At 46.3% G+C, this 23,302-nt stretch carries 18 protein-coding genes; 11 read left to right on the top strand and 7 right to left on the bottom strand.

The window, feature by feature from the left end; translation table 11 throughout:
- Positions 1-130: 130 nt before the first annotated feature.
- Complete coding sequence (gene ampD, locus GZN30_RS00625; protein WP_075649386.1) at positions 131-676, bottom strand: 1,6-anhydro-N-acetylmuramyl-L-alanine amidase AmpD; 546 nt, start codon at positions 674-676, stop codon at positions 131-133.
- 133 nt (positions 677-809) lie between these two features.
- On the opposite strand from ampD, the gene nadC reads away from it, so the two are divergent.
- Complete coding sequence (gene nadC / locus GZN30_RS00620) at positions 810-1,697, top strand: carboxylating nicotinate-nucleotide diphosphorylase (RefSeq protein WP_075649387.1); 888 nt, start codon at positions 810-812, stop codon at positions 1,695-1,697.
- Positions 1,698-1,871: 174 nt separating this feature from the next.
- A complete protein-coding gene (locus GZN30_RS21415) occupies positions 1,872-1,994 on the top strand; it encodes a hypothetical protein (protein WP_269472795.1) in 123 nt (40 codons plus the stop codon).
- Between the two features lie 55 nt (positions 1,995-2,049).
- On the opposite strand, the gene lptG is transcribed toward GZN30_RS21415, so the two are convergent.
- On the bottom strand, positions 2,050-3,120 hold the full coding sequence (gene lptG, locus GZN30_RS00615; RefSeq protein ID WP_075649388.1) for an LPS export ABC transporter permease LptG: 1,071 nt from the start codon (positions 3,118-3,120) through the stop codon (positions 2,050-2,052).
- Between the two features lie 3 nt (positions 3,121-3,123).
- The gene (gene lptF / locus GZN30_RS00610) at positions 3,124-4,227 is read right to left on the bottom strand and encodes an LPS export ABC transporter permease LptF (RefSeq protein ID WP_075649389.1); all 1,104 of its coding nucleotides are present in this window, start codon (positions 4,225-4,227) and stop codon (positions 3,124-3,126) included.
- Positions 4,228-4,420: 193 nt separating this feature from the next.
- Between lptF and pepA the strand changes: the two genes are divergently transcribed.
- The 3 genes from pepA (at position 4,421) to GZN30_RS00595 (ending at position 9,548) form a co-directional block, all read left to right on the top strand.
- Positions 4,421-5,929 (top strand): leucyl aminopeptidase, encoded by a 1,509-nt coding sequence (pepA, locus tag GZN30_RS00605; protein WP_075649390.1) that lies wholly within the window; start codon positions 4,421-4,423, stop codon positions 5,927-5,929.
- A 106-nt stretch (positions 5,930-6,035) separates the two neighbouring features.
- Positions 6,036-6,485 carry a DNA polymerase III subunit chi gene (locus GZN30_RS00600; protein ID WP_075649391.1) on the top strand — a complete coding sequence of 150 codons (450 nt, stop codon included), beginning with the start codon at positions 6,036-6,038 and terminating at the stop codon, positions 6,483-6,485.
- 207 nt (positions 6,486-6,692) lie between these two features.
- The gene (locus GZN30_RS00595) at positions 6,693-9,548 is read left to right on the top strand and encodes a valine--tRNA ligase (RefSeq protein ID WP_075649392.1); all 2,856 of its coding nucleotides are present in this window, start codon (positions 6,693-6,695) and stop codon (positions 9,546-9,548) included.
- Positions 9,549-9,620: 72 nt separating this feature from the next.
- Here GZN30_RS00595 and GZN30_RS00590 read toward each other — a convergent pair whose 3' ends face one another.
- The 3 genes from GZN30_RS00590 to rapA form a co-directional block, all read right to left on the bottom strand.
- On the bottom strand, positions 9,621-10,583 hold the full coding sequence (locus GZN30_RS00590) for a D-2-hydroxyacid dehydrogenase (RefSeq protein ID WP_161987018.1): 963 nt from the start codon (positions 10,581-10,583) through the stop codon (positions 9,621-9,623).
- 90 nt (positions 10,584-10,673) lie between these two features.
- Entirely contained in the window at positions 10,674-11,411 is a 738-nt protein-coding gene (gene rluA / locus GZN30_RS00585) for a bifunctional tRNA pseudouridine(32) synthase/23S rRNA pseudouridine(746) synthase RluA (protein ID WP_075649394.1), read from the bottom strand.
- Positions 11,412-11,469: 58 nt separating this feature from the next.
- Positions 11,470-14,376 carry an RNA polymerase-associated protein RapA gene (gene rapA, locus GZN30_RS00580; protein ID WP_075649395.1) on the bottom strand — a complete coding sequence of 969 codons (2,907 nt, stop codon included), beginning with the start codon at positions 14,374-14,376 and terminating at the stop codon, positions 11,470-11,472.
- Between the two features lie 688 nt (positions 14,377-15,064).
- Between rapA and GZN30_RS00575 the strand changes: the two genes are divergently transcribed.
- The 5 genes from GZN30_RS00575 to GZN30_RS00555 all read left to right on the top strand — a co-directional run bounded on the left by GZN30_RS00575 (position 15,065) and on the right by GZN30_RS00555 (position 19,772).
- A complete protein-coding gene (locus GZN30_RS00575; protein ID WP_075649396.1) occupies positions 15,065-16,441 on the top strand; it encodes a PhoH family protein in 1,377 nt (458 codons plus the stop codon).
- A 138-nt stretch (positions 16,442-16,579) separates the two neighbouring features.
- Positions 16,580-17,584, top strand: coding sequence for an ornithine carbamoyltransferase (locus GZN30_RS00570; RefSeq protein WP_075649397.1), 1,005 nt, complete (start codon positions 16,580-16,582; stop codon positions 17,582-17,584).
- A gap of 258 nt (positions 17,585-17,842) precedes the next feature.
- A complete protein-coding gene (gene pyrB / locus GZN30_RS00565; RefSeq protein ID WP_075649398.1) occupies positions 17,843-18,772 on the top strand; it encodes an aspartate carbamoyltransferase in 930 nt (309 codons plus the stop codon).
- A 15-nt stretch (positions 18,773-18,787) separates the two neighbouring features.
- Positions 18,788-19,249: an aspartate carbamoyltransferase regulatory subunit gene (gene pyrI, locus GZN30_RS00560; protein ID WP_075649399.1), complete on the top strand. Its 462-nt coding sequence runs from the start codon at positions 18,788-18,790 to the stop codon at positions 19,247-19,249.
- Positions 19,250-19,382: 133 nt separating this feature from the next.
- Positions 19,383-19,772 carry a RidA family protein gene (locus tag GZN30_RS00555; RefSeq protein ID WP_075649400.1) on the top strand — a complete coding sequence of 130 codons (390 nt, stop codon included), beginning with the start codon at positions 19,383-19,385 and terminating at the stop codon, positions 19,770-19,772.
- A 73-nt stretch (positions 19,773-19,845) separates the two neighbouring features.
- Here GZN30_RS00555 and djlA read toward each other — a convergent pair whose 3' ends face one another.
- Positions 19,846-20,700 (bottom strand): co-chaperone DjlA, encoded by an 855-nt coding sequence (gene djlA / locus GZN30_RS00550; RefSeq protein WP_075649401.1) that lies wholly within the window; start codon positions 20,698-20,700, stop codon positions 19,846-19,848.
- A 148-nt stretch (positions 20,701-20,848) separates the two neighbouring features.
- Here djlA and lptD point away from each other — a divergent pair, with 148 nt between their 5' ends.
- On the top strand, positions 20,849-23,260 hold the full coding sequence (gene lptD / locus GZN30_RS00545) for an LPS assembly protein LptD (protein WP_075649402.1): 2,412 nt from the start codon (positions 20,849-20,851) through the stop codon (positions 23,258-23,260).
- Positions 23,261-23,302 lie beyond the last annotated feature (42 nt).

Raw genomic sequence — 23,302 nt, 5'->3', positions numbered from 1 at the left:
GCCCGGAACGCTTGCGTTTTTAACGCAAGCTTCGAGAATTGATATGAACTAGATTGTGAGTTCCATACTCCGTAACGAAGTGTTCCCGAAGCGAAGCGTTCCGTTGTCCGTAAGCCCGACTCGGGCGTTCCTAAGCGTTGAGCGACCCGCGAAACCTCGTCCAATCAAACACCAAACCTGGGTCGGTCTTTCTCAGCGGCGCAATGTATTGGTGCCCGGTAATACGCGCAGGCGTGATCTGCGGATAGTGAATCATTAAATCTTGAGTCAACGTGGTGAGCGCTTGATATTGCTCATCGGTATAAGCCACATAGTCACTGCCTTCCATCTCAATTCCAATCGAATAATCATTGCAACGCTCGCGTCCGGCAAAACTGGATGCGCCTGCATGCCAAGCCCGATCAAGAAACGACACAAACTGCACCACTTCACCATCACGGCGGATCAAGCAGTGGGCTGACACGCCCATCTTGTGAATCACCTGAAAAAATGGATGCTCGGCAGGATCCAATTGACCAAGAAAAAACTGCTCAATATAAGGACCGCCAAACTGCCCCGGTGGCAAGCTGATGTTATGAATCACCAATAGCGAAACATCTTGGCTATCGCTGCGTTGGTCAAAAAACGGCGAAGGTACGTGACGAGCTGACTTGTACCAACCTTGAGAATCAATCATCAGGCTATTTCTCACTCTCCATAATGGTCACTAATTTTAACTTTTTGCCATTAAAATGCGAGATTAATGGCTGAATTTCACTCGCAGTCAGCGTATCATGCCTTCCTCTGTTCAACTGCGTATTAGATTTGCGATGAAAAACACACACAACAGCCAAGAGCGTCTTGAATATTTGAAGCAGCAACTGCCACTAGAAATTTCACGAGCAGTCAGCGAAACGCTAAAAGAAGATTTAGGCGGCACACTTGATGCAGCCAACGACATTACCGCAAGTCTAATTCCTGCTGATGCGCACAACGTGGCGACCATCATCACCCGCGAGCACGGTGTGTTCTGTGGTCAAGCTTGGGCTGACGAAGTGTTTAAACAGCTAGGTGGTGAAGTAACGATTGAGTGGCATGTTCAAGATGGCGACAAAGTCGAGCCAAACCAAGTGCTATGCACGCTTTCTGGTCCTGCTCGCGCGCTGTTAACTGGTGAGCGTAACGCGATGAACTTCATCCAAACGCTGTCAGGCTGTGCAACAATGACTGCACAATACGCCAAACAACTTGAAGGCACCGATTGCCGCTTACTTGATACGCGTAAAACGATTCCTGGTCTACGGAGCGCGCTGAAATACGCGGTAGCGTGTGGTGGTGGTTTCAACCACCGTATTGGCGTATTCGATGCCTACCTAATTAAAGAAAACCACATCATTGCTTGCGGTGGTATTTCTCAAGCGATCAAAACTGCTCAAGAGCTTAACCCTGGTAAGCCAGTTGAAGTGGAAACGGAAAGCCTAGATGAATTGAAACAAGCGATTGAAGCGGGTGCCGACATCATCATGTTAGACAACTTCACCACCGATATGATGCGTGAAGCCGTTGCGATTAATGCCGGTCGTGCCGCTCTAGAAAACTCAGGTAATGTGACACTAGAGACCATTCGTGAGTACGCTGAAACGGGCGTGGATTACATCTCGGTTGGTGCTTTAACGAAACACCTGAAGGCAATGGACCTATCGATGCGTTTTAAATAACGCCTCTGATAGCCTAGTTCGAGTTATCATCGCTAGGTTACACCCATATTGTGAAGGCTACTCTGGTGAGTGGCCTTTTTGTTATATGCCCATTGAGCTTAGTGTTGCGCAATCAAATTTTGCTAAGCTATATCCAACGATGAAATAGTAAACTATGAAGCTAAGGAATTTTAGATGAAGAAGTACGTTGCTGTGGTATTGACCTTTTTAGCCCTCGCAGGCTGTGCGACGTTCGATGAAGGCGTCAAGTCTGTCGCCGATGATATTAACCGCAAAGTACATGGCGATTTTGACTAGATCTGAAAGCTAGACTATCGATAGTAAAACGCCCTCATCCGAGGGCGTTTTCAATTTAGAGCTTACGTCTAAGTAGCATGATCGCAATGGTTAAGAACACCATACTCGGCATAACCGCCCCGATAACCGGAGGAATATTGTAGACCAAACTTAACGGACCAAAGAACTCACTGGAAATATAGAAACTAAAGCCCGCAACCACACCAGACAGAATACGTGCGCCCATAGTTACACTACGTAACGGACCAAAGATAAACGACAGTGCCATCAACATCATTACCGCGATCGAAATAGGCTGCGTCACCTTGCGCCAAAACGCCAGTTCATAGCGCGACGCATCTTGCTCTGAGGCCTTTAGATAATCGACATAGTCGTACAAACCACTGAGTGACAACTCTTCTGGCTTAACCGTCACAACAGCCAGTTTATCGGGCTCTAATGAGGTCTCCCAACGATACTCCGGCAAAGTTGTTTTAGAGAGTTGTACATCGTTTTCCATTTGAGTCACTTGGACATCTTTCATGACCCAAACATGGTCTTGAGTGTATTCAACTTCCTTAGCAAAATAGACATTCTTTAGATGCTTTTGATCATCAAAGCGCCACATGTTCAGTCCATACAGCTTGTCATCTTCGATTTTACCGATAAAGATGAAATCGTTGGCATCTCGCGCCCAAACCCCGGTTCGAACCGACATGATCGCACCATTGGTTGTGGCAAACGCACGTAAGTCACGTGCCATTTTCTGTGCCTGTGGAGCCCCCCATTGACCAAGTAACGTCACGATGATCATCAAAGGTATCGCGGTTTTTAGCACTGACAAACCAATATCTAATTTAGAAAAGCCTGCCGCTTGCATAACCACTAGCTCAGAACTTGAAGCCAGCATACCCAAACCAATCAACGCACCAAGCAGGGCCGCCATTGGGAAGAACATTTCAATATCACGTGGAATACTCAACACAACAAACAGCAGCGCATCAATCATGTCATAGGTACCACGCCCCACTTTACGCAACTGCTCCACATACTTGATGATGGCTGAAAGACCGACAAAGGTTGCCAACACAAGCGAAGAGGTCGTAATAATGGTTCGACCAATATAGAGATCTAAAATCTTAAACACGACTTAGGCTGCCTTCTTTTTTTGTCTAAGTTTGTCTTTGAAACGTCGCACAGGAATGCTGTCCATTAGGTTGATCGCAACGGCGGTGATCAACAAGGCGATGTTAATTGGCCACATACCGATGAAAGCCGGTATCGCACCATCCTCTAACGCTGACTTAGTCGCACTGATTGCTAAGAAGTAAGCGAGGTAGATCAAAATCGCCGGTCCCATTTTAGCAAAACGTCCTTGACGCGGATTCACCGCTGACAGTGGCACGACTAGCATGGTCAATAATGGAATACACACCACTAAAGAGATACGCCACTGTAACTCTGCTTGTGCTTCAGGATCGGGGTTATTGTATAAGTCCATGGTTGGGATAGCCTCCCAGTCACGTCCTTTGCGCTTCACTTCACTTTGACCAATCACACCTTGGTACTGGTCAAACTGTGTCACCATATAATCAACACGTGTCGGCACACCTTCGTAACGCGTACCATCGTACATACGAATCACTTGGCGACCATCACTAAGTTCTTTTACATCGCCAGACTGGGAAAACGCCACACTTGGTAAGATAGAATCACGCGGGCGCATCTGTGCCACAAACACATTTTTCATCTCACCATCTTTGATGTCATCGATAAATATCACCGATGAGCCATCTGGCGTGCCTTGGAAGTGACCTTTTTTCAATAAGTCGACGCTATTCTCAGCCTGCATTTTTTCTTCAAGCTGAATAATTTTCTCTTGGCTGTATGACGATAACACAAAAGCATTAAAGCCAGCCGCCGCACCAGTGATCACTGCAAGATACAAAGCAGCACGGATCAGGAATTTGTTACCAATTCCCGTCGCGTTCATCACGGTAATCTCACTTTCCGCGTACAGACGACCGAAGGTCAACAGAATCCCCAAGAACAAACTCAATGGCAGCATCAGCAGACCCATCGATGGCATACTTAAGCCAACGTAGTTCATCACTAAACTCGCTGGAATCTCACCATCGGACGCTTCTGCCAAAACACTGATCAACTTTTGGCTCAAAAACACTAAAAACAGGATAAAAAATATCGCAAATTGGCTCTTGAGTGTCTCGCGGATCAAATATCTAACAATAATCACGCTGAAATTACCTATACAAAACTTGTTTTTTTAATTGAATCACTATAATTTCCCGTTGAACCCTTTATTTTTTAAAATATCTAACTATCTGTTAGCGTGCTTAATTTAAAGGTAGTTCCGATTATGGAATCAACAAGTAAGCAGGCATTATCTAACATTTAGTTCTATTTGTCTTCAGGATGTAGGAGTACGCATGGAGTTCAGTGTAAAAAGTGGTAGCCCTGAGAAACAACGCAGCGCTTGTATCGTCGTGGGCGTATTCGAGCCACGTCGCCTTTCTCCAGTCGCCGAACAGCTAGATAAGATTAGTGATGGCTACATTAGTTCATTACTACGTCGCGGTGATCTAGAAGGTAAACCAGGTCAGATGCTGTTACTGCATCAAGTACCAGGCGTGCTATCGGAGCGCGTATTGCTTGTTGGTTGCGGTAAAGAGCGTGAGCTTGGCGAACGTCAGTACAAAGAGATCATTCAAAAAACCATCAACACGCTTAACGAGACTGGTTCAATGGAAGCGGTATGTTTCCTAACCGAACTGCACGTTAAAGGGCGCGATACTTACTGGAAAGTACGTCAAGCGGTTGAAGCAACCAAAGATGGTTTATACACGTTTGACCAATTTAAAACGGTTAAGCCAGAAACTCGTCGACCACTGCGCAAACTAGTTTTCAACGTACCAACTCGTCGTGAACTAAACCTTGGTGAGCGCGCTATCGCCCACGGTCTAGCCATCGCTTCTGGCGTTAAAGCATCAAAAGACCTTGGCAACATGCCGCCAAACGTAGCAAACCCTGCCTACCTTGCTTCTCAAGCTCGTCGTCTAGCAGATGACTATGAATCAGTGACCTCTAAGATCATTGGTGAGCAAGAGATGGAAAAACTGGGCATGACTTCATACCTAGCGGTAGGTCGCGGCTCGAAAAATGAATCGATGATGTCGATCATTGAGTACAAAGGCAACCCAGATCCAGATGCAAAACCAATTGTACTTGTCGGTAAGGGTCTAACCTTCGATTCAGGCGGTATTTCTATCAAGCCTAGCGAAGCGATGGATGAGATGAAGTACGACATGTGTGGTGCTGCTTCTGTTTTCGGCGCAATGAAAGCACTTGCGAAGCTAAATCTACCACTAAACGTGATCGGCGTATTAGCAGGTTGTGAAAACATGCCTGGCAGCAATGCTTACCGACCTGGTGATATTCTAACCACCATGTCTGGCCAAACGGTTGAAGTGCTAAACACCGATGCAGAAGGTCGTTTGGTTCTATGTGACGCATTAACTTACGTTGAGCGTTTTGAACCAGACTGTGTTATTGATGTTGCCACGCTAACGGGTGCATGTGTGATTGCACTGGGTCACCATATCAGTGGTGTACTTTCAAACCACAACCCACTCTCTCATGAGCTAGTCAATGCCTCTGAGCAAGCGAGCGATCGCGCATGGCGTCTACCAATGGCGGACGAATACCATGAACAGCTAAAGAGCCCATTTGCTGACATGGCGAATATCGGTGGTCGTGCTGCAGGTACCATCACAGCTGGTTGCTTCCTATCGAAATTTGCTAAGAAGTACAACTGGGCACACATTGATATCGCAGGCACTGCATGGAAATCAGGCGCAGCAAAAGGCTCGACAGGTCGTCCGGTCTCAATGCTAGTCCAATTCCTTTTGAACCGCAGCGGCCAAGAGACAGAAGAATAATTTCTGTACAATAACAAGAAGGGCCGCAAGGCCCTTTTTTAATACGCCAAGCTAAATTATGTTTGGCAATAAGCTTTAGGATAAAGCAACGGCAAGCGAGAGCGTAATGCAAACAGCAACTTTCTACATCATCAAAACCGATAGCCCACAAGCAACAGAAACAGGTTTCGCTGATTATGTTGTGTTTCTAAGTCAACACTTTGCCCGTCAAGGAGCTAAAGTATACTTAAACTGCCAAGATAAGCGTCACGCCGAAGCAATTGCAGAACTTTTTTGGCAAGTTGAGGCAGATAAGTTTATTGCGCATAACCTCGTTGGTGAAGGACCACGCTATGCCACTAATATCGAAATCGGTCATCAAGGGGTTAAACCCTCTTGGAACCGTCAATTAGTAATTAATTTGGCGGAAAATGAGACAACCTTTGCGAACAAGTTTGCTCAAGTGGTAGACTTCGTCCCTTGCGAAGAAAAAGCTAAACAGCTCGCACGAGAAAGGTATAAAATCTACCGTCAAGCTGGCTACCAGCTGCAAACGATCGAGATCGAACATCCGTAACGGTCAATCCTTATAGTTAAGCTCTCCTTCCAGAGAGTTCACTTATAAGAATTGACCATGATTAACCAGAACCAGTCCTCGAAATAGTTGGGCTTAGAGCAAGGCAACCAGTGAGTAAACTCATGAGCATACATAAGTATGTGATTGAGCTTTATGAATGCAGTTAACGCCGCTATTAGCCCAAATATGATGAGGAGAAAGAGCGCTATGGAAAAAACATACAACCCAACTTCAATCGAACAAGCTCTGTATCAGACTTGGGAAGAGCAAGGCTACTTCAAGCCACACGGTGACACGACTAAAGAAGCTTACAGCATCATGATCCCGCCACCGAACGTCACTGGTAGCCTACATATGGGCCACGCGTTCCAAGATACGATCATGGATACTCTTATCCGTTGTGAGCGTATGAAGGGCAAAAACACCCTTTGGCAAGTGGGTACTGACCACGCTGGTATCGCAACTCAAATGGTTGTTGAGCGTAAGATTGCGGCTGAAGAAGGTAAAACAAAACACGATTACGGTCGTGAAGCTTTCATCGACAAAATCTGGGAATGGAAAGGCGAGTCTGGCGGTACTATCACTAAACAGCTACGTCGCCTTGGTGCATCTGTAGACTGGGATCGTGAGCGCTTTACGATGGATGATGGTCTATCAAACGCGGTGCAAGAAGTTTTCGTACGCCTATACGAAGATGACCTTATCTACCGTGGTAAGCGTCTAGTTAACTGGGACCCGAAACTGCACACGGCTATCTCTGATCTTGAAGTTGAGAACAAAGATACTAAAGGCAATATGTGGCACTTCCGCTACCCACTAGCAGACGGCGTTAAGACAGCTGACGGCAAAGACTACATCGTAGTTGCAACGACTCGTCCTGAAACCATGCTAGGCGACACTGGTGTTGCGGTTAACCCTGAAGACCCTCGCTACAAAGACCTAATTGGTAAAGAAATTATTCTTCCTATCGTTAATCGTCGCATCCTAATCGTGGGCGATGAGCACGCGGATATGGAGAAAGGTACTGGTTGTGTGAAAATCACACCTGCGCACGACTTCAATGACTACGAAGTGGGTAAGCGCCACCAGCTACCAATGATCAACATTCTGACTTTCGATGCCAACATCCGTGATGCGGCTGAAGTATTCAATACTAACGGCGAAGCGTCTGATGTTTACGGTACTGAGCTACCTGCGAAATACCACGGTATGGAGCGTTTTGCTGCACGTAAAGCAATCGTGGCTGAATTCGATGAGCTAGGTCTACTAGAAGAGATCAAAGATCACGACCTACAAGTCCCTTACGGCGACCGTGGCGGCGTGGTTATTGAACCAATGCTAACAGACCAATGGTACGTACGTACTGCACCGCTAGCGAAAACTGCCGTTGAAGCGGTTGAAAACGGCGACATCCAGTTCGTACCTAAGCAATACGAAAACATGTACTTCTCTTGGATGCGTGACGTTCAAGACTGGTGTATCTCTCGTCAGCTATGGTGGGGTCACCGCATCCCTGCATGGTACGACAACCAAGGCAATGTTTACGTAGGTCGCAGTGAAGACGAAGTGCGTCAAAACAACAACCTAGAGTCAGTGATCGAACTACACCAAGACGAAGACGTACTAGATACATGGTTCTCTTCTGCACTTTGGACGTTTGGTACTCAAGGCTGGCCAGAGCAAACTGACGATCTGAAAGTATTCCACCCTTCAGACGTGCTAGTAACTGGCTTTGACATCATCTTCTTCTGGGTTGCGCGCATGATCATGATGACCATGCACTTCGTTAAAGACGAAAACGGCAAACCACAAGTACCATTCAAAACGGTTTACGTTACTGGTCTGATCCGTGACGAAAACGGCGACAAGATGTCTAAGTCGAAAGGTAACGTACTTGACCCTATCGATATGATCGATGGTATCGACCTAGAGTCTCTAGTAGAGAAACGCTGTGGCAACATGATGCAGCCTCAACTAGCAGCGAAGATCGAGAAGAACACGCGTAAGACATTTGAAAACGGTATCGAAGCATACGGTACTGACGCGCTGCGCTTTACACTTGCTGCGATGGCATCAACGGGTCGTGATATCAACTGGGATATGAAACGCCTAGAAGGTTACCGCAACTTCTGTAACAAACTATGGAACGCTAGCCGTTACGTAATGATGAACACAGAAGAGCAAGATTGTGGCTTCAACGGTGGTGAGATTGAATACTCACTAGCGGACAAATGGATCGAGTCTCAGTTTGAACTAGCAGCAAAATCGTTCAACAACCATATCGACAACTTCCGTCTAGATATGGCTGCAAACACGCTGTATGAGTTCATCTGGAACCAATTCTGTGACTGGTACCTAGAGCTAACTAAACCGGTTCTATGGAAAGGCACTGAAGCACAACAACGTGGTACTCGTCGCACGCTAATCACGGTACTTGAGAAGACGCTGCGTCTAGCTCACCCAGTGATCCCTTACATCACAGAAACTATCTGGCAAAGCATCAAGCCACTAGTAGAAGGTGTTGAAGGCGAGACCATCATGCTACAAGCACTACCTCAATACGACGAAGCGAACTTCAACCAAGAAGCGCTAGACGATATCGAGTGGGTGAAAGCGTTCATCACTAGCATCCGTAACCTACGTGCAGAATACGACATCAACCCAGGTAAACCTCTGGAAGTGATGCTGAAAGCTGACGAGAAAGATGCTGCGCGCCTTGAAGCGAACAAGCAAGTACTGATGTCTCTAGCGAAACTAGAATCGGTACGCGTGCTAGCAGCCGGTGAAGAAACACCAGCGTGTGCAACTGCACTAGTGGCTAAGTCTGAGCTGATGATCCCAATGGCGGGTCTGATTGACAAAGATGCTGAGCTTGCTCGTCTTGATGGCGAAATCAAGAAGACACACGGCGAGATCAAACGTCTAGAAGGTAAACTAGGCAACGAAGGTTTCGTTGCTAAAGCGCCTGAAGCGGTTGTTGCTCAAGAGCGTGAAAAGCTCGTTGGCTACCAAGAAACACTAGCGAAACTTGAAGAGCAAAAAGCGACTATCGCTGCACTGTAATTTAAGCTAACGCACAAGAGAAAGACCGGTCGAATGACCGGTCTTTTTTTATCTCAAAACTGTAAGAAAAATTTAAACCACACGGTTTTGCTCTTCCCCATCCATGTAAGCACGAATATTGTCCATTAAGATATGAGTCAACTTTTCAATCGCGGAATCGCTGCCCCAAGCAACATGAGGCGTTAACAATAAATTGGGTAAATGGCTATTGGCTAACAGTGGGTTACTCTCATCGGCTGGCTCTTGGCTAAATACATCCACACCTGCACCGCCAACCTGCTGAGTTTTCAACGCATCCACAAGTGCCTGTTCATTAACTAATCCACCCCGCCCGGTATTGATCAGTAAGGCGTCAGGCTTCATCTTCGCTAACTCTTTGGTGCCAATCAGATCACGCGTCTCTTCCGTAAGCGGGCAATGTAAGGTAATCACATCAGCAAGCATCAGCACCTGTTCAAAAGGTAAGTAACCTTCTCGGTAATTCGTCGCCCCTTTACGTTCAGCAAAAATAATGTTCATCCCTAGCGCTTTGGCTAAGGTCGCCGTTGCCTGCCCAAGCTCCCCACTGCCAATCACCCCAAGCGTTGCACCAGCGATATCCCCAATCGGATGAGTAAAAAAGCAAAACTGCTGCTTGCGCTGCCATTCTCCGTCAGCAATGTCGCGGTGATACCCCATCAAATTGCGCCTTAGCGCAAACATCAGCGCGATAACATGCTCAGGGACAGATTGCGTCGCGTAACCGCGAACATTCGCCACCGCAATACCTGCTTCGCGACAGTAATCGATATCAATGTTGTTAAAACCCGTGGCTGAAACGGCGATTAACTCGAGATTGGGCAGGAGCGAAAGCGTACTGCGATCCAGCACGACTTTGTTAGTGATCACGATTTGAGCTTGACTCAAACGTTCAACAATCTGATTTTGTTCAGTGGTATCGTATTCGACCCATTGGTGGTCAAAAGGTAGGTGAGGAAACTCAATATGATCTGGGATGGTTGAGCGATCAAGAAAGACAACAGTAGGCAGCGACATAAATTTCTCCTTATTTCACTGCCTATTACTCAATCTACATCACTGTAGTTAGTCTTGCGCTCGTAACGACGCGATAGTTTTTGCGCGGCATTATGGTCGTGGCAGCGTTTTGTAATCCGGTAATTTTCGCACAGGATCGAAATAGTTAAAGATCATCTCTTCTGCTTCCGGATAGAAGTCACAAGGTACAAAAATACTTCGTAGCCAATGACTGCGTGGATGATAAAAGCTTAGCTCAGCAGCATGCAGAGCCAAACGGTCCGAGCAACTAAACGCTTCACCTTCAGAATAAAACTCATCACCAACGATTGGATGCCCTAACGCCTGCATATGCACACGCAACTGGTGTGAACGTCCAGTGACAGGTAATAACCTGACGATAGTGGTGTTCTCTTCATACTTCGCCACTTGGAAGATGGTTTTCGATGGCTTACCCGTCTCATAACAGACCTTTTGTCTTGGTCTATTTTCCCAATCGCAAATCAGAGGAAACTCCAGCACACCTTCACTTTGATCGACATGCCCCCATACTCGAGCATAGTAGACCTTATGGGTTAAACGGTATTGAAACTGCTTTTTCAACGCACTCTCTGCACGTTTGTTCTTTGCGAGTACCATTAACCCTGACGTATCCATATCTAAACGGTGGACCACCTGTGCATCTGGGTAGGTTTCTAACACACGACTCCAAGCACTATCATGGTGCTCAGGTAAACGTCCTGGTACAGACAATAACCCCGATGGTTTGTTGATCGCTAAGATATGCTCATCCTCAAAGACGATCTCAACCCAAGGATCGCGAGGTGGGTTGTATTCCAGCATTGCCATGTTACTTGCTCCAAGAAACGGGCGATAGCACTCAGCCTATCGCCCGCAATAGATGGGATTATTGGTGAGAAACCACGATCATACGTAGTGAGTCTAGTTGGAACTGCGCTTTGCTGATGTAGCCTGTTAGCTCTTTGATTTGAGCATCAATCGCGTCAATTTCTTCATCACGAATGTTCGGGTTAACCGCCTTCAGTGCTTGTAGACGCTCTAGCTCACCGTTAAGGCTAACTTGCATCTCTTGTTGAGCTTGGGCTCGAATTGCTTCTACCTTACTCTCAACCAGTTTGTCACCAGCACCAATTAGCTGATGCACCTGCGCTTGCACTGAAGTCACCAATTTCGCCGCAATATGACGACCAACAGGGCTCAATTGACGGTTGAAACTCTCAAACTCTACCTGCTCAGACAGATCATTACCTTTGCCATCCAACATCATACGAATTGGAGTTTGTGGCAAGAAGCGGCTGATACCACTGCGTTTCGGCGCTTGCGCATCAACCTTGTAAACAAGCTCAAGTAGCATAGTGCCAACCGGTAGCGCTTTGTTTTTCAATAGCGATACCGCTGCGGTACCCACCCCTTCACTCATCAGTAGATCAATACCACCTTGGATCATCGGGTGCTCCCAACTGATAAAGTGCATATCTTCTCGCGAAAGCGCCGTCTCACGATCGAAAGTAATCGTGGCGCCTTCGTATGGTAAACCTGGATAGCTTGGCACCATCATATGATCAGATGGCGTCACGACTAGCGCATTTTCACCTTTGTCATCTTGGTCCAAACCAATGGTGTCAAATAGGCTTAATGCGAACGTGACTAGATTGGTATCACCGTCGGTTGCTGAGATTTTCTCAACGATTTCTTGAGCACGTTCACCACCGTTAGAGTGCATCTCTAATAGGCGGTCGCGACCTTGCTCAAGTTGCGCTTTCAGCTCTTTGTTCATTTGAGCTGATTCTTCAATCACCTCATCTAAACCTTCACTGCTACCAGACGCCAAGATTTCAATCAAACGGTCTGAGAAACGATCATACACCGAACGCCCCGTTGGACAGGTTTCCGCAAATGCGTTTAGGCCTTCATCAAACCAACGCGCTAGAATCGCTTGCGAGGTCCCTTCTAGGTACGGCACATGGATATCGATATCGCGGTTTTGACCGATACGATCCAAACGACCAATACGCTGTTCAAGTAAGTCTGGGTTGAATGGTAAATCGAACATCACCAGTTGGTTAGCGAACTGGAAGTTACGACCTTCCGAGCCGATTTCGCTACAGATAAGTACCTGAGCACCGCCCTCTTCTTGAGCAAAGTAAGCCGCCGCTTTGTCACGCTCTAGAATCGACATACCTTCGTGGAATACAGTCGCACGGATACCTTCACGCTCACGCAGCGCTTGCTCGAGTTGCAGTGCAGTGCTGGCACGCGATGCGATCACCAAAATTTTCTCGCTACGTTTATCTTTGATTTTCTCAAGTAACCAGTTCACACGAGAGTCAAATTGCCACCAGCTTGAGTCTTCACCTTCAAACTCTTGGAAAATCTCTTCTGGGTAAAGGTTTTTCAGCGCGCGAGCCTCTGGGCTCATCTTACCGCCGATCATACCCGCAACACGCATCGACGTGGTGTATTGCTGTGGGATTGCCATTGGCAATAGGTGCACGTTACGAGTTGGGAAACCTTTGATTGCCGCACGTGTATTACGGAACAACACACGACCAGTACCATGGCGATCCATTAGGTTATCAATCAACTCTTGGCGAGCGGCCGCTTTATCGGCTTCATCACTATTGCTTTCAATAATGCGGAATAGCGGTTCAACATCTTGCTCAGATAGTAGCTCAGTAATTTGGTTTTTCGCGTCATCAGGCAACGGCTGACCAGAGAACAACATGCTGACAGAATCTGCTACTGGTGCGTATTGTTCTTCTTCTTTAACAAATGCTTGGTAATCGTAGAAACGGTCTGAATCCAACAGGCGCAGACGAGCAAAGTGACTCTCGCGACCCAATTGCTCTGGCGTTGCGGTTAGCAGTAGGACACCAGGGGTACGTTCAGCTAAACCTTCAACCACTTGGTATTCGCGGCTTGGTTTATCTTGGCTCCACTCTAGGTGGTGCGCTTCATCGACAACCAGTAGATCCCACTCACCTTCTAATGCTTGCTCGTAGCGCTTACGACTCTTACGTAGGAAATCGAGTGAACACAACACATATTGCTGGGTATCAAATGGGTTATCCGACTCAGCAAACGCTTCAATGCAGCGCTCTTCATCAAAGATTGAGAAGTGCAGGTTAAAGCGACGCATCATCTCAACTAACCATTGGTGTTGCAGTGTTTCAGGTACCACGATAAGGATACGCTCAGCACGACCCGCCAATACTTGTTGGTGAATGATCATGCCCGCTTCGATAGTCTTACCTAGACCTACTTCATCAGCCAACAGTACGCGTGGTGCGTGACGACGACCAACTTCGTGAGCAATGTACAACTGGTGAGGGATCAAACCTGCACGCATACCACAGAGACCACGCATTGGGCTCTTATGTTGTTCGTACTGATTTTTTAGTGCACGGTAACGCAACACAAAGTTGTCCATACGGTCGATTTGACCAGCGTACAACTTATCTTGAGGCTTATTAAAACGAATCTGGTTACTCAGCATGATTTCGCGTAGTACAACTTCTTCATCGTTATCTTCACGCGTACCAATGTATGACAGTAGTCCTTGTTCCTCGACCACTTGCTCAACTTTTAGTGACCAACCTTGCTGGCTCTCTACTACGTCACCAACATTGAAGCTCACGCGAGTTACGGGCGCATCACTACGAGCATAAACACGATTCTCTTCTGATGCAGCAAACATTAGCGTTACTGTACGAGCATCCAATGCAACGACGGTTCCTAAACCTAGATCACTTTCCGTATCGCTAATCCAGCGTTGGCCCAAAGCAAATGTCATGAATCGACTACCTCATTTAATCAATTTGTTGTTTATACCCAGTGACTTCAAAGTAAAAAGTGCCAAGCCGTACCAAGGATTCCATTAAATGAAAACGCTGACACGATAAAGTCATATCAAAGTTACTAGGGTATATTTTAGCTGCTCTCGCGCCATTTCAAAGGCGACTGACGGGGAATTTTAAGGTCAGCTATGGCACGAAAAAAGGTCGCTAATATTACTCGAAGCTGTGACATTGGTCACGTGCCTAGCGCGCATTTCCTAACAAAATTTCGCCGCAATTATGAATGACATCAAAGTGTAAGAAAGCAGTGGCACAACTAAAAGTGCTGGTTGCATATACCAAAGCCGCGCAATAAATCGTCAAACATGAGCAATAGACAGCCATCAAGCGAACAAATCTGCTCACTAAATTGACGTTGAATTGTGCAACTTTAATAAAATCAGCTATATACTTTTATTAACGCATGAGTGATTGCCAATTTGTCACTGTTTGCGTCTCTCATGCGTATAAAAGACGATCAACACGGGTTTGCTAGTTGGCTCTCCCGCTCGGTCAGACAACAGAGCGTTGAGTCACTTTCTCCCTTACCGACCGCTCAACGTCGGAGGTTGAAAGCAAAAGCTAGCAAGCAGGTAGTTAGCCTCACATCAGTGAGCCTACGCCGCTTAGCGGCAGGAGACGCCTATGGGTGATACGGACAGAAAACTCTTCGTTCTCGATACCAATATTTTACTTCACGAACCTCTCGCTATTTTTTCTTTCCAAGAACACGACGTGGTTATCCCCATGACAGTGTTAGAAGAGCTCGACCGAATCAAAGACAGTAAGCGCGACGTCGCTCGCGATGCGCGGGTAGCCATCCGCGCCCTAGAAGCCCTCTTCAAAGATGCGACACCGGATGAGATTTCCGAGGGTATTCCGATTAATCGCGACAAAGACAGTACCGGGCATATTGCGATTCTCGCTGACTTTGAACTGCAAGAAACCATCAAAGCTTTTGCCGATAAAGCCGGTGACAATCGCATCCTCAATGCGACGCTCTACTTACAAAATAAACGGGCACCACGAGAAGTCATCTTAGTCACTAAAGACATCAATATGCGCCTTCGAGCCAAAGGTGCTGGAGTGCGTTTTGTTGAAGATTATCGCAGCGACCAATTGATCGATGACGTGCAATATCTCACTAAAGGTTTTCAGCAAATTGAAGGGGATTTTTGGTCCAATGTCGATCAAGTCGAAAGTAAAAACCTCGCAGGCCGAACCTACCACACTCTAGCTCGAGAACCGTTCGAACCCACTTATCTCAATCAATATGTGATTGATGATGAAAGTGACTTTGTCGGTCGTGTGGCACAAATCGACACCGACTCGATTACTTTGCAAGATCTCAGCCGCGAGCGCCTCATTCATCGCCGCGCGTGGGATATCACACCGAAAAATATCTACCAAGCGATGGCGCTTGATGCTCTGCTCGATCCCGAAATTGATTTAGTGATCCTAACCGGGGCGGCGGGAAGTGGTAAGACATTGCTTGCCCTTGCAGCAGCATTAGAACAAAGCATTGAAAAAAACATGTTCGATAAGATCATCGTCACACGTAACACCCCAGATATTGGTGAGTCGATTGGCTTTTTGCCCGGTAGCGAAGAAGAGAAAATGTTGCCATGGCTTGCCGCCGTCACGGATACCTTAGAAGCGCTGCATAAAAACGATCACTGTACCGAAGGCTCGCTCAAATACATCTGCGACAAAGCCAATATTCAGTTTAAGTCGATCAACTTTATGCGTGGTCGCTCAATCCAAAATGCCTTCGTTTTACTCGATGAGTGCCAAAACCTGACCGCCTCGCAAATCAAGACCATCATCACTCGTTGCGGCGAAGGGACTAAGATCGTTTGTTCCGGTAACTTAGCGCAAATTGACTCACACTACCTCACCCCCGTTACCTCGGGCTTAACTTATATGGTGGAGCGATTTAAAAACTTTGAAGGCAGCGCCAATATTCACCTCAACGGCGTCGTGCGTAGCCGCTTAGCTGAGTTTGCCGAAGAGAACCTATAGTGACAGCAAACTGATTACAAACTCACAAATGGCGAATCAATATTCTCAATTCGCCATTTATTTAAAATAATTATTCACAAACAGTGCGTTTTTATGTTTAACTAACCCTATGTTTTATTCACACTCAAGGATTAGAGTATGGCTTTCAATCTTCGCAACCGTAATTTCGTCAAGTTACTCGACTTCACGCCTAAGGAGATCCAGTTCTTACTCGATCTCTCTGCGGATCTAAAAATCGCTAAGTATTCCGGTACTGAGCAGCCAAAACTGCAAGGAAAAAACATCGCTCTGATCTTTGAAAAAGCCTCCACTCGTACTCGTTGCGCGTTTGAAGTGGCTGCGTTTGATCAAGGCGCTCAAGTCTCGTATATCGGTCCGTCTGGCTCGCAAATTGGTCATAAAGAATCAATGAAAGATACCGCTCGAGTGCTCGGGCGTATGTATGACGGCATCGAATATCGCGGCTTTGGGCAAGCGATTGTGGAAGAACTAGCCGAACACGCTGGCGTTCCAGTCTGGAATGGTTTGACAGACGAATTCCACCCGACGCAAATCTTGGCCGACTTCTTAACCATGCTCGAACACGGTCAAGGCAAGCAACTGTCAGAAATGAGTTTTGCCTACCTCGGCGATGCACGCAACAATATGGGCAATTCTCTTATGGTTGGCGCTGCGAAAATGGGCATGGACATTCGCCTTGTCGCGCCACAACAATTTTGGCCAGAAGAAGAATTGGTTGCCACGTGCCAAACGATAGCGAAACAGACTGGCGCGAAAATTACCCTAACTGAAAACGTCGATGAAGGCGTGCAAGGTTGCGACTTCCTCTACACCGATGTTTGGGTATCGATGGGAGAAGCCGCCGAAGCTTGGGATGAACGTGTCGCACTCATGACCCCATATCAAATCAATATGGATGTGATTCACAAAACCGGTAACCCACAGGTGAAGTTTATGCACTGCCTACCTGCATTTCACAATGACGAAACCACTATTGGTAAAGAGGTGGCAGAAAAGTACGGCATGCAAGGGCTAGAAGTGACTGAAGAGGTGTTTGAGTCTGACTATTCGATCGTATTTGATGAAGCAGAAAACCGTATGCACACCATTAAAGCTGTCATGGTGGCGACACTTGGTCGCTAAATTAACCGATTTCTGATTCAAAAAGCGCCAAGTAATCGCTTGCGCTCGACAATCTTCTGCGTATAATGCACGGCAATTTGTCTGGAGGTTGTAAAAAATGCCACGTAATTCGTGTTCTACAATGCGCTTTACTCAAGGTAAGCTAGCTTGCTTACTGGCTGTTTATTTTACACTTTCCACCGATTTTTAAAGCCTCCCTATTGGGAGGCTTTTTTATTGCCTAAATTTTATTCTTCTAGTCAGATAGGGATGACGATTATGACCAACACGCTTTACAACAAGCACATCATTTCGATTCCAGAGCTATCACGTGCAGAGCTCGAATTAATAGTTCAAACCGCAGGTCAATTAAAAGCTGAACCAAACCCAGATCTGATTAAAAACAAAGTGGTTGCAAGCTGCTTCTTCGAACCATCAACCCGTACGCGTCTCTCTTTCGAAACGGCGATTCAACGTATCGGCGGTGATGTGATTGGTTTTGACAACGGTGGGAATACTTCGCTGGCGAAAAAAGGTGAAACACTGGCTGACTCAGTACAAGTTATCTCTACGTATGTGGATGCGTTTGTGATGCGTCACCCACAAGAAGGCGCTGCGCGTCTTGCGGCAGAGTTCTCGAATGGCGTACCAGTGATTAACGCCGGTGACGGGGCGAACCAGCATCCAACACAAACTTTGCTGGATCTCTACACCATTTCAGAAACTCAAGGACGCCTTGATAACCTCAACGTTGCGTTTGTCGGCGACCTAAAATACGGACGTACTGTGCATTCATTGACTCAGGCGCTGGCGAAATTTAACAACATTCGTTTTTTCTTCGTCGCTCCTGAAGCGCTTGCGATGCCAGACTACATCTGCGAAGAGCTTGATGAAGCTGGCATTGAGTACAGCCTGCACACCGATATGGAGAGTGTGATTCCTGAATTGGATATTCTCTACATGACTCGCGTGCAAAAAGAGCGTTTCGACGAGTCTGAATACGCCCATATCAAGTCAGCATACATCCTAACAGCCCCAATGTTAGAAGGTGCACGCGAGAATCTGAAAGTACTGCACCCACTACCGCGCGTCGATGAAATCACTACTGATGTGGATAAAACCCCGCACGCCTACTACTTCCAGCAAGCAGAAAATGGCGTTTACGCGCGCCAAGCCTTGTTAGCACTTGTATTAAACCCATCACTGTAATCGAGGAGAATCATCATGGCTAAAGAAACTCAATTGCAGGTTGAAGCAATTAAAAATGGTACGGTTATCGACCACATTCCTGCGCAAGTAGGTATCAAGGTACTGAAACTATTCAGCATGCATAAGAGTAACCAGCGCGTGACTGTCGGTCTAAACCTGCCTTCGTCAGCGTTGGGACACAAAGACTTACTGAAAATTGAAAACGTATTTATCAGTGAAGAGCAAGCAAGCAAACTGGCGCTGTACGCACCGCATGCGACCGTCAACCAAATTGAAAACTACCAAGTCGTCAGAAAGCTAGCGTTAGAACTACCAGAGCAAGTCAACAACGTCTTTGCTTGTCCTAACACCAACTGTATTACTCATGGTGAACCGGTTGAAAGTAGCTTTAAAGTGTTTGAGAAAAACAATGATGTACGCTTAAAGTGTAAATACTGTGAGAAAGTGTTCTCGCGTGAGATTGTTACCGAGCGTTAAGCTAAATCTCGCCACAAGTGCGATATTGTCTACATTCATACCCCGCTTATGCGGGGTATTTTGATCTTTACCTAGTGATTTATAAAGGGCACACTGATTGCCTTAATGAGATCAGATAAATGAGAAACCTCACATGACTAAAGTACTTCACACAGAATCGGCTCCTGCAGCTATCGGTCCTTACGTTCAAGGTGTTGACCTAGGTAACATGGTGCTGACTTCTGGCCAAATTCCAGTAAACCCAGTAACTGGTGAAGTCTCAGCAGAGATCACGGTGCAAGCTCGTCAATCACTGGAGAATGTTAAAGCAGTGGTTGAAGCATCAGGTCTTAGTGTGGCTGATATCGTAAAAATGACGGTATTTGTCAAAGATCTAAATGACTTTGGCGCGGTAAACGAAGTTTACGGTGCTTTCTTTGATGAGCACAATGTTGCTAACTACCCAGCGCGTTCTTGCGTAGAAGTGGCTCGCCTACCAAAAGATGTTGGTATTGAAATCGAAGCGATTGCGGTACGTAAATAATCGTAATTAGCATATAACAAAGGCGAGCAGTAGCTCGCCTTTTTCGTATCAGTCATGCCGATAAAACGGAATACTATTTAAAGCCTTTGACCTTCTTAATCAGATCATACGCATTTTGAATTTCTTGCGATTTCTCTTTGGCTACGTTCATCATTTCAGGCGGTAAACCTTTCGCCATCAATTTGTCTGGATGATGTTCATTCATCAGCTTGCGGTAAGCACGCTTAACCGTTTTCGAGTCGGCATCTTCATCGACACCAAGTACTTTATAGGCATCACTTAATTGACTAGCAGACGAAGCTTGCTGCCACTGACCTGATTGTTGATGACCGCCACCAGCTTGACCACCGAATCCACCACGCTGAAAACGAAAGGCGGCTTCTTGCATACGCAGGCGCTGTTCCAATTGCTGAGTAGAGAAACCTAACCCTTCCGCCACTCGGTGCAGCACTTCTCGCTCACTTGGATGAATATCGCCATCAGCAAAAGCTGCCGAAATCTGGAGCTCTAAGAAAAACTGCAATAAATCAAAACGACCACCTGAAGAAATCTTCACCCGAGCCAATACTGAATCGAGTGGAAAATCGCTGGATTTACCTTCACGAAATGCATTCTGTGCTGCGGTACGCAGTTCACCATGCAAGTTCATGCGATCCATCATCGCACTGGCTAGTTGAATTTCTTCGCGAGTCACTTGACCTTTAGCCTTCGCCACGTGTCCCATTACCGCAAACGCTGCTTTAAAAAACTCTTGTTGCTTTTGCGCTTGACTCGGTCCACCACCAAATGGCGAAGAGTTAAATCCCGCTTGTCTTAAACGGCGCGCTTTATCGAATTGGTGGCCAATAAATAAACCAAAAATTGCGCCTAGAATATGTCCAAACAGAAAGCCGAATATGGCACCTAAAATTTTGCCCAAATTATGCATTATGTGCTCTCAATCTATGAATTTTTTCATCGTTAAGCGGTCTGATAGTGCCGGATGGTATAAATTCCTTTATGATAAAGACCGTTTTATTCTTTGTTCGGTTGTCGATACACCGAATTTATCAAGTTCAACAGGATAGTAAAACTCAATGTCACGTTTTCCACGTACGTTACTAGCCGCTTCAATCAGTGCTGCGTTATTTGCACCCCAGATTCAAGCCAATGAAGTCGTCGCTGATAATAGTGTGCAGGAACTGCCTGCTATAGATCAATGCTTGATCGATCAACCGGAAGCAGAAAACCCAAATCAGCTACCGATCACCGTAGAAGCTGACAGCCTTGAAGGAGTCAATGGCGACAAAGCCACTTATAGCGGCAATGTAGTTGTTGTACAAGGCAAAAAGCGTATGCAAGCTGATAGCGTGACTCTACATCAGCCAGATAACGTTGTGGTTGCCGAAGGCAATGTCACCTTCAGTGATGGTCAGGTAAAAACCGTTTCCGATAAAGCGGTTAATAACCTCAATACTGATTACGTTGAACTCAATAACACCAAATACCAATTCCTATGTGAACCAGGACGTGGTGAAGCGGTGTACGTATCGAAAACCGGCAAAGCGGTCTATGAAATCGAGGACGGTTCGATCACCTCATGTCCTGAAGGCGATAACTCTTGGCGCATGAAAGCCTCAAGCATAGAAATCGATCAAGACGAGGAACAAGCGACCTTTTTCAATCCCCGCTTTGAAGTACAAAGCGTACCTATTTTCTATTTACCGTATTTAACCGTGCCAATTGGCGATACGCGTAAAACGGGTTTCCTCTATCCAACCGCATCCTATGGTTCAAGTGATGGTGTTGAGTTTGAAGTTCCTATTTATTGGAACCTAGCACCCAACTACGACTTGCTGACCACGCTTAAGTATATGGAAAAACGCGGTACACAATTAAACAGTACCTTCCGTTATTTAACCGACTTTGGTCAGGGCGAAATAGAAACCGAATACCTACCGGATGATAAGAAGTATCCGGAAAAAGGTGATCGCTGGGGTATGCAATACACCCACGACGGTATTTACGAGCAAAACTGGAAATTCCATATCGACTACTCCAAAGTCAGCGATATTGATTACTTCACTGACGTTGATTCCAATATTGGTAAACGTGAAGATGGTCAGCTGATCCAAGAAGGCGAATTCCAGTATCGTACTCAGAACTGGGACGCGACGTTACTTGCGCGAGACTTCCAAGTATTGACAGAAGAAGGCAACCTTCCTTACCGAATCTTGCCGCAATTGTCATTTAACTACTACTCGCCAGCCATTGCGCCATATGTCGATTTTGATGTGATCAGTCAAATCTCTCGCTTTGACACCGATGACTCATCGAAGCCTTCGGCAACACGTCTGCATGTAGAGCCAGGTATTACGATTCCAGTGCATACCACATGGGGTTCTTGGACTACCGAAGCTCGAATTCTCGGCACCCATTATCAACAAGATTTGAACGGTGTAGATACCTCATTCCGTGATATTGATAACGATGGCATCAACGATAACTCGGCTTACGGATTGAAAGAAAACGTGACGCGCGTGATTCCAGAATTCCGCAGTCATGCTGGTATTGTTTTAGAGCGCAACACTTATGTATTTGGTGGCTATACGCAAACGCTGGAGCCTCAAATCCAATATCTATACGTACCAAAAGAAGATCAATCCGATATTTTCTTGTACGACACCACGTTACTGCAAACCGACTACTATGGTCTGTTCCGCAGTCGTAAATACAGTGGCGTAGACCGAATTGCGGCAGCAAACCAATTTAGTTATGGTGCCTCTACTCGTTTCTTTGACGACATGTACAAAGAGCGCCTAAACATTTCATTTGGTCAGATATTCTATCTTGATAAATCAACTAAGAATTCCGACCCACTGTCACAAAACCAAGACGCAACCAGCTACTCTGCATGGGCGGTCGAGATGGACTTCAACTTCTCTGACTACCTCTTCTACCATGGTGGTATTCAATACGACGTGGATTCAAGTGAAATGCAGTTAAGCAACAGTACACTTGAATATCGTACCGACAAAGGTTACCTACAAGGTAACTATCGTTACGTGACGAAAAGCTACATCGAACAAACGGTTGATCTAGAAAGCATCGCTGGCACAGGTGGCATCAACAGCATCACCCGCGACGGTATCTCTCAAGCAGGTGTGTTAGCCGGTTATACCTTCTCACCAAACTGGAATGCTAGCGCCCAATATTTCTATGACTTGACCACCGATAAATCGATCGAATGGTTAGCGCGCGTCAACTATATCGACGATTGCTGGTACATTGGTTTCACCTACAGCAACCAATTACGCGGCTGGAATTCAAGCGATGATCGCGGTTTCGCTGCTTACCCTAATGCTGAGCCAGATTACGAAAACAACTTCAGTATCAACTTTGGTATTGTTGGTTTTGGTACCAATATTGGCTCAGGGGCTGGTCTATCGGAAACCGATAATGGTGGCAACTCCCTCGGTTATGGTCGCCCATTCTTCTTAAACAATTAATTTTTCAAGCCAGCTCATTTGGGCTGGCATACATCTAAGGGT

This window comes from Vibrio ponticus, from assembly GCF_009938225.1.
Classification (GTDB): Bacteria; Pseudomonadota; Gammaproteobacteria; order Enterobacterales; family Vibrionaceae; genus Vibrio; species Vibrio ponticus.
Note: the sequence above shows the minus strand (reverse complement) of the source record. Positions and strands in the feature narration are given on the sequence as shown.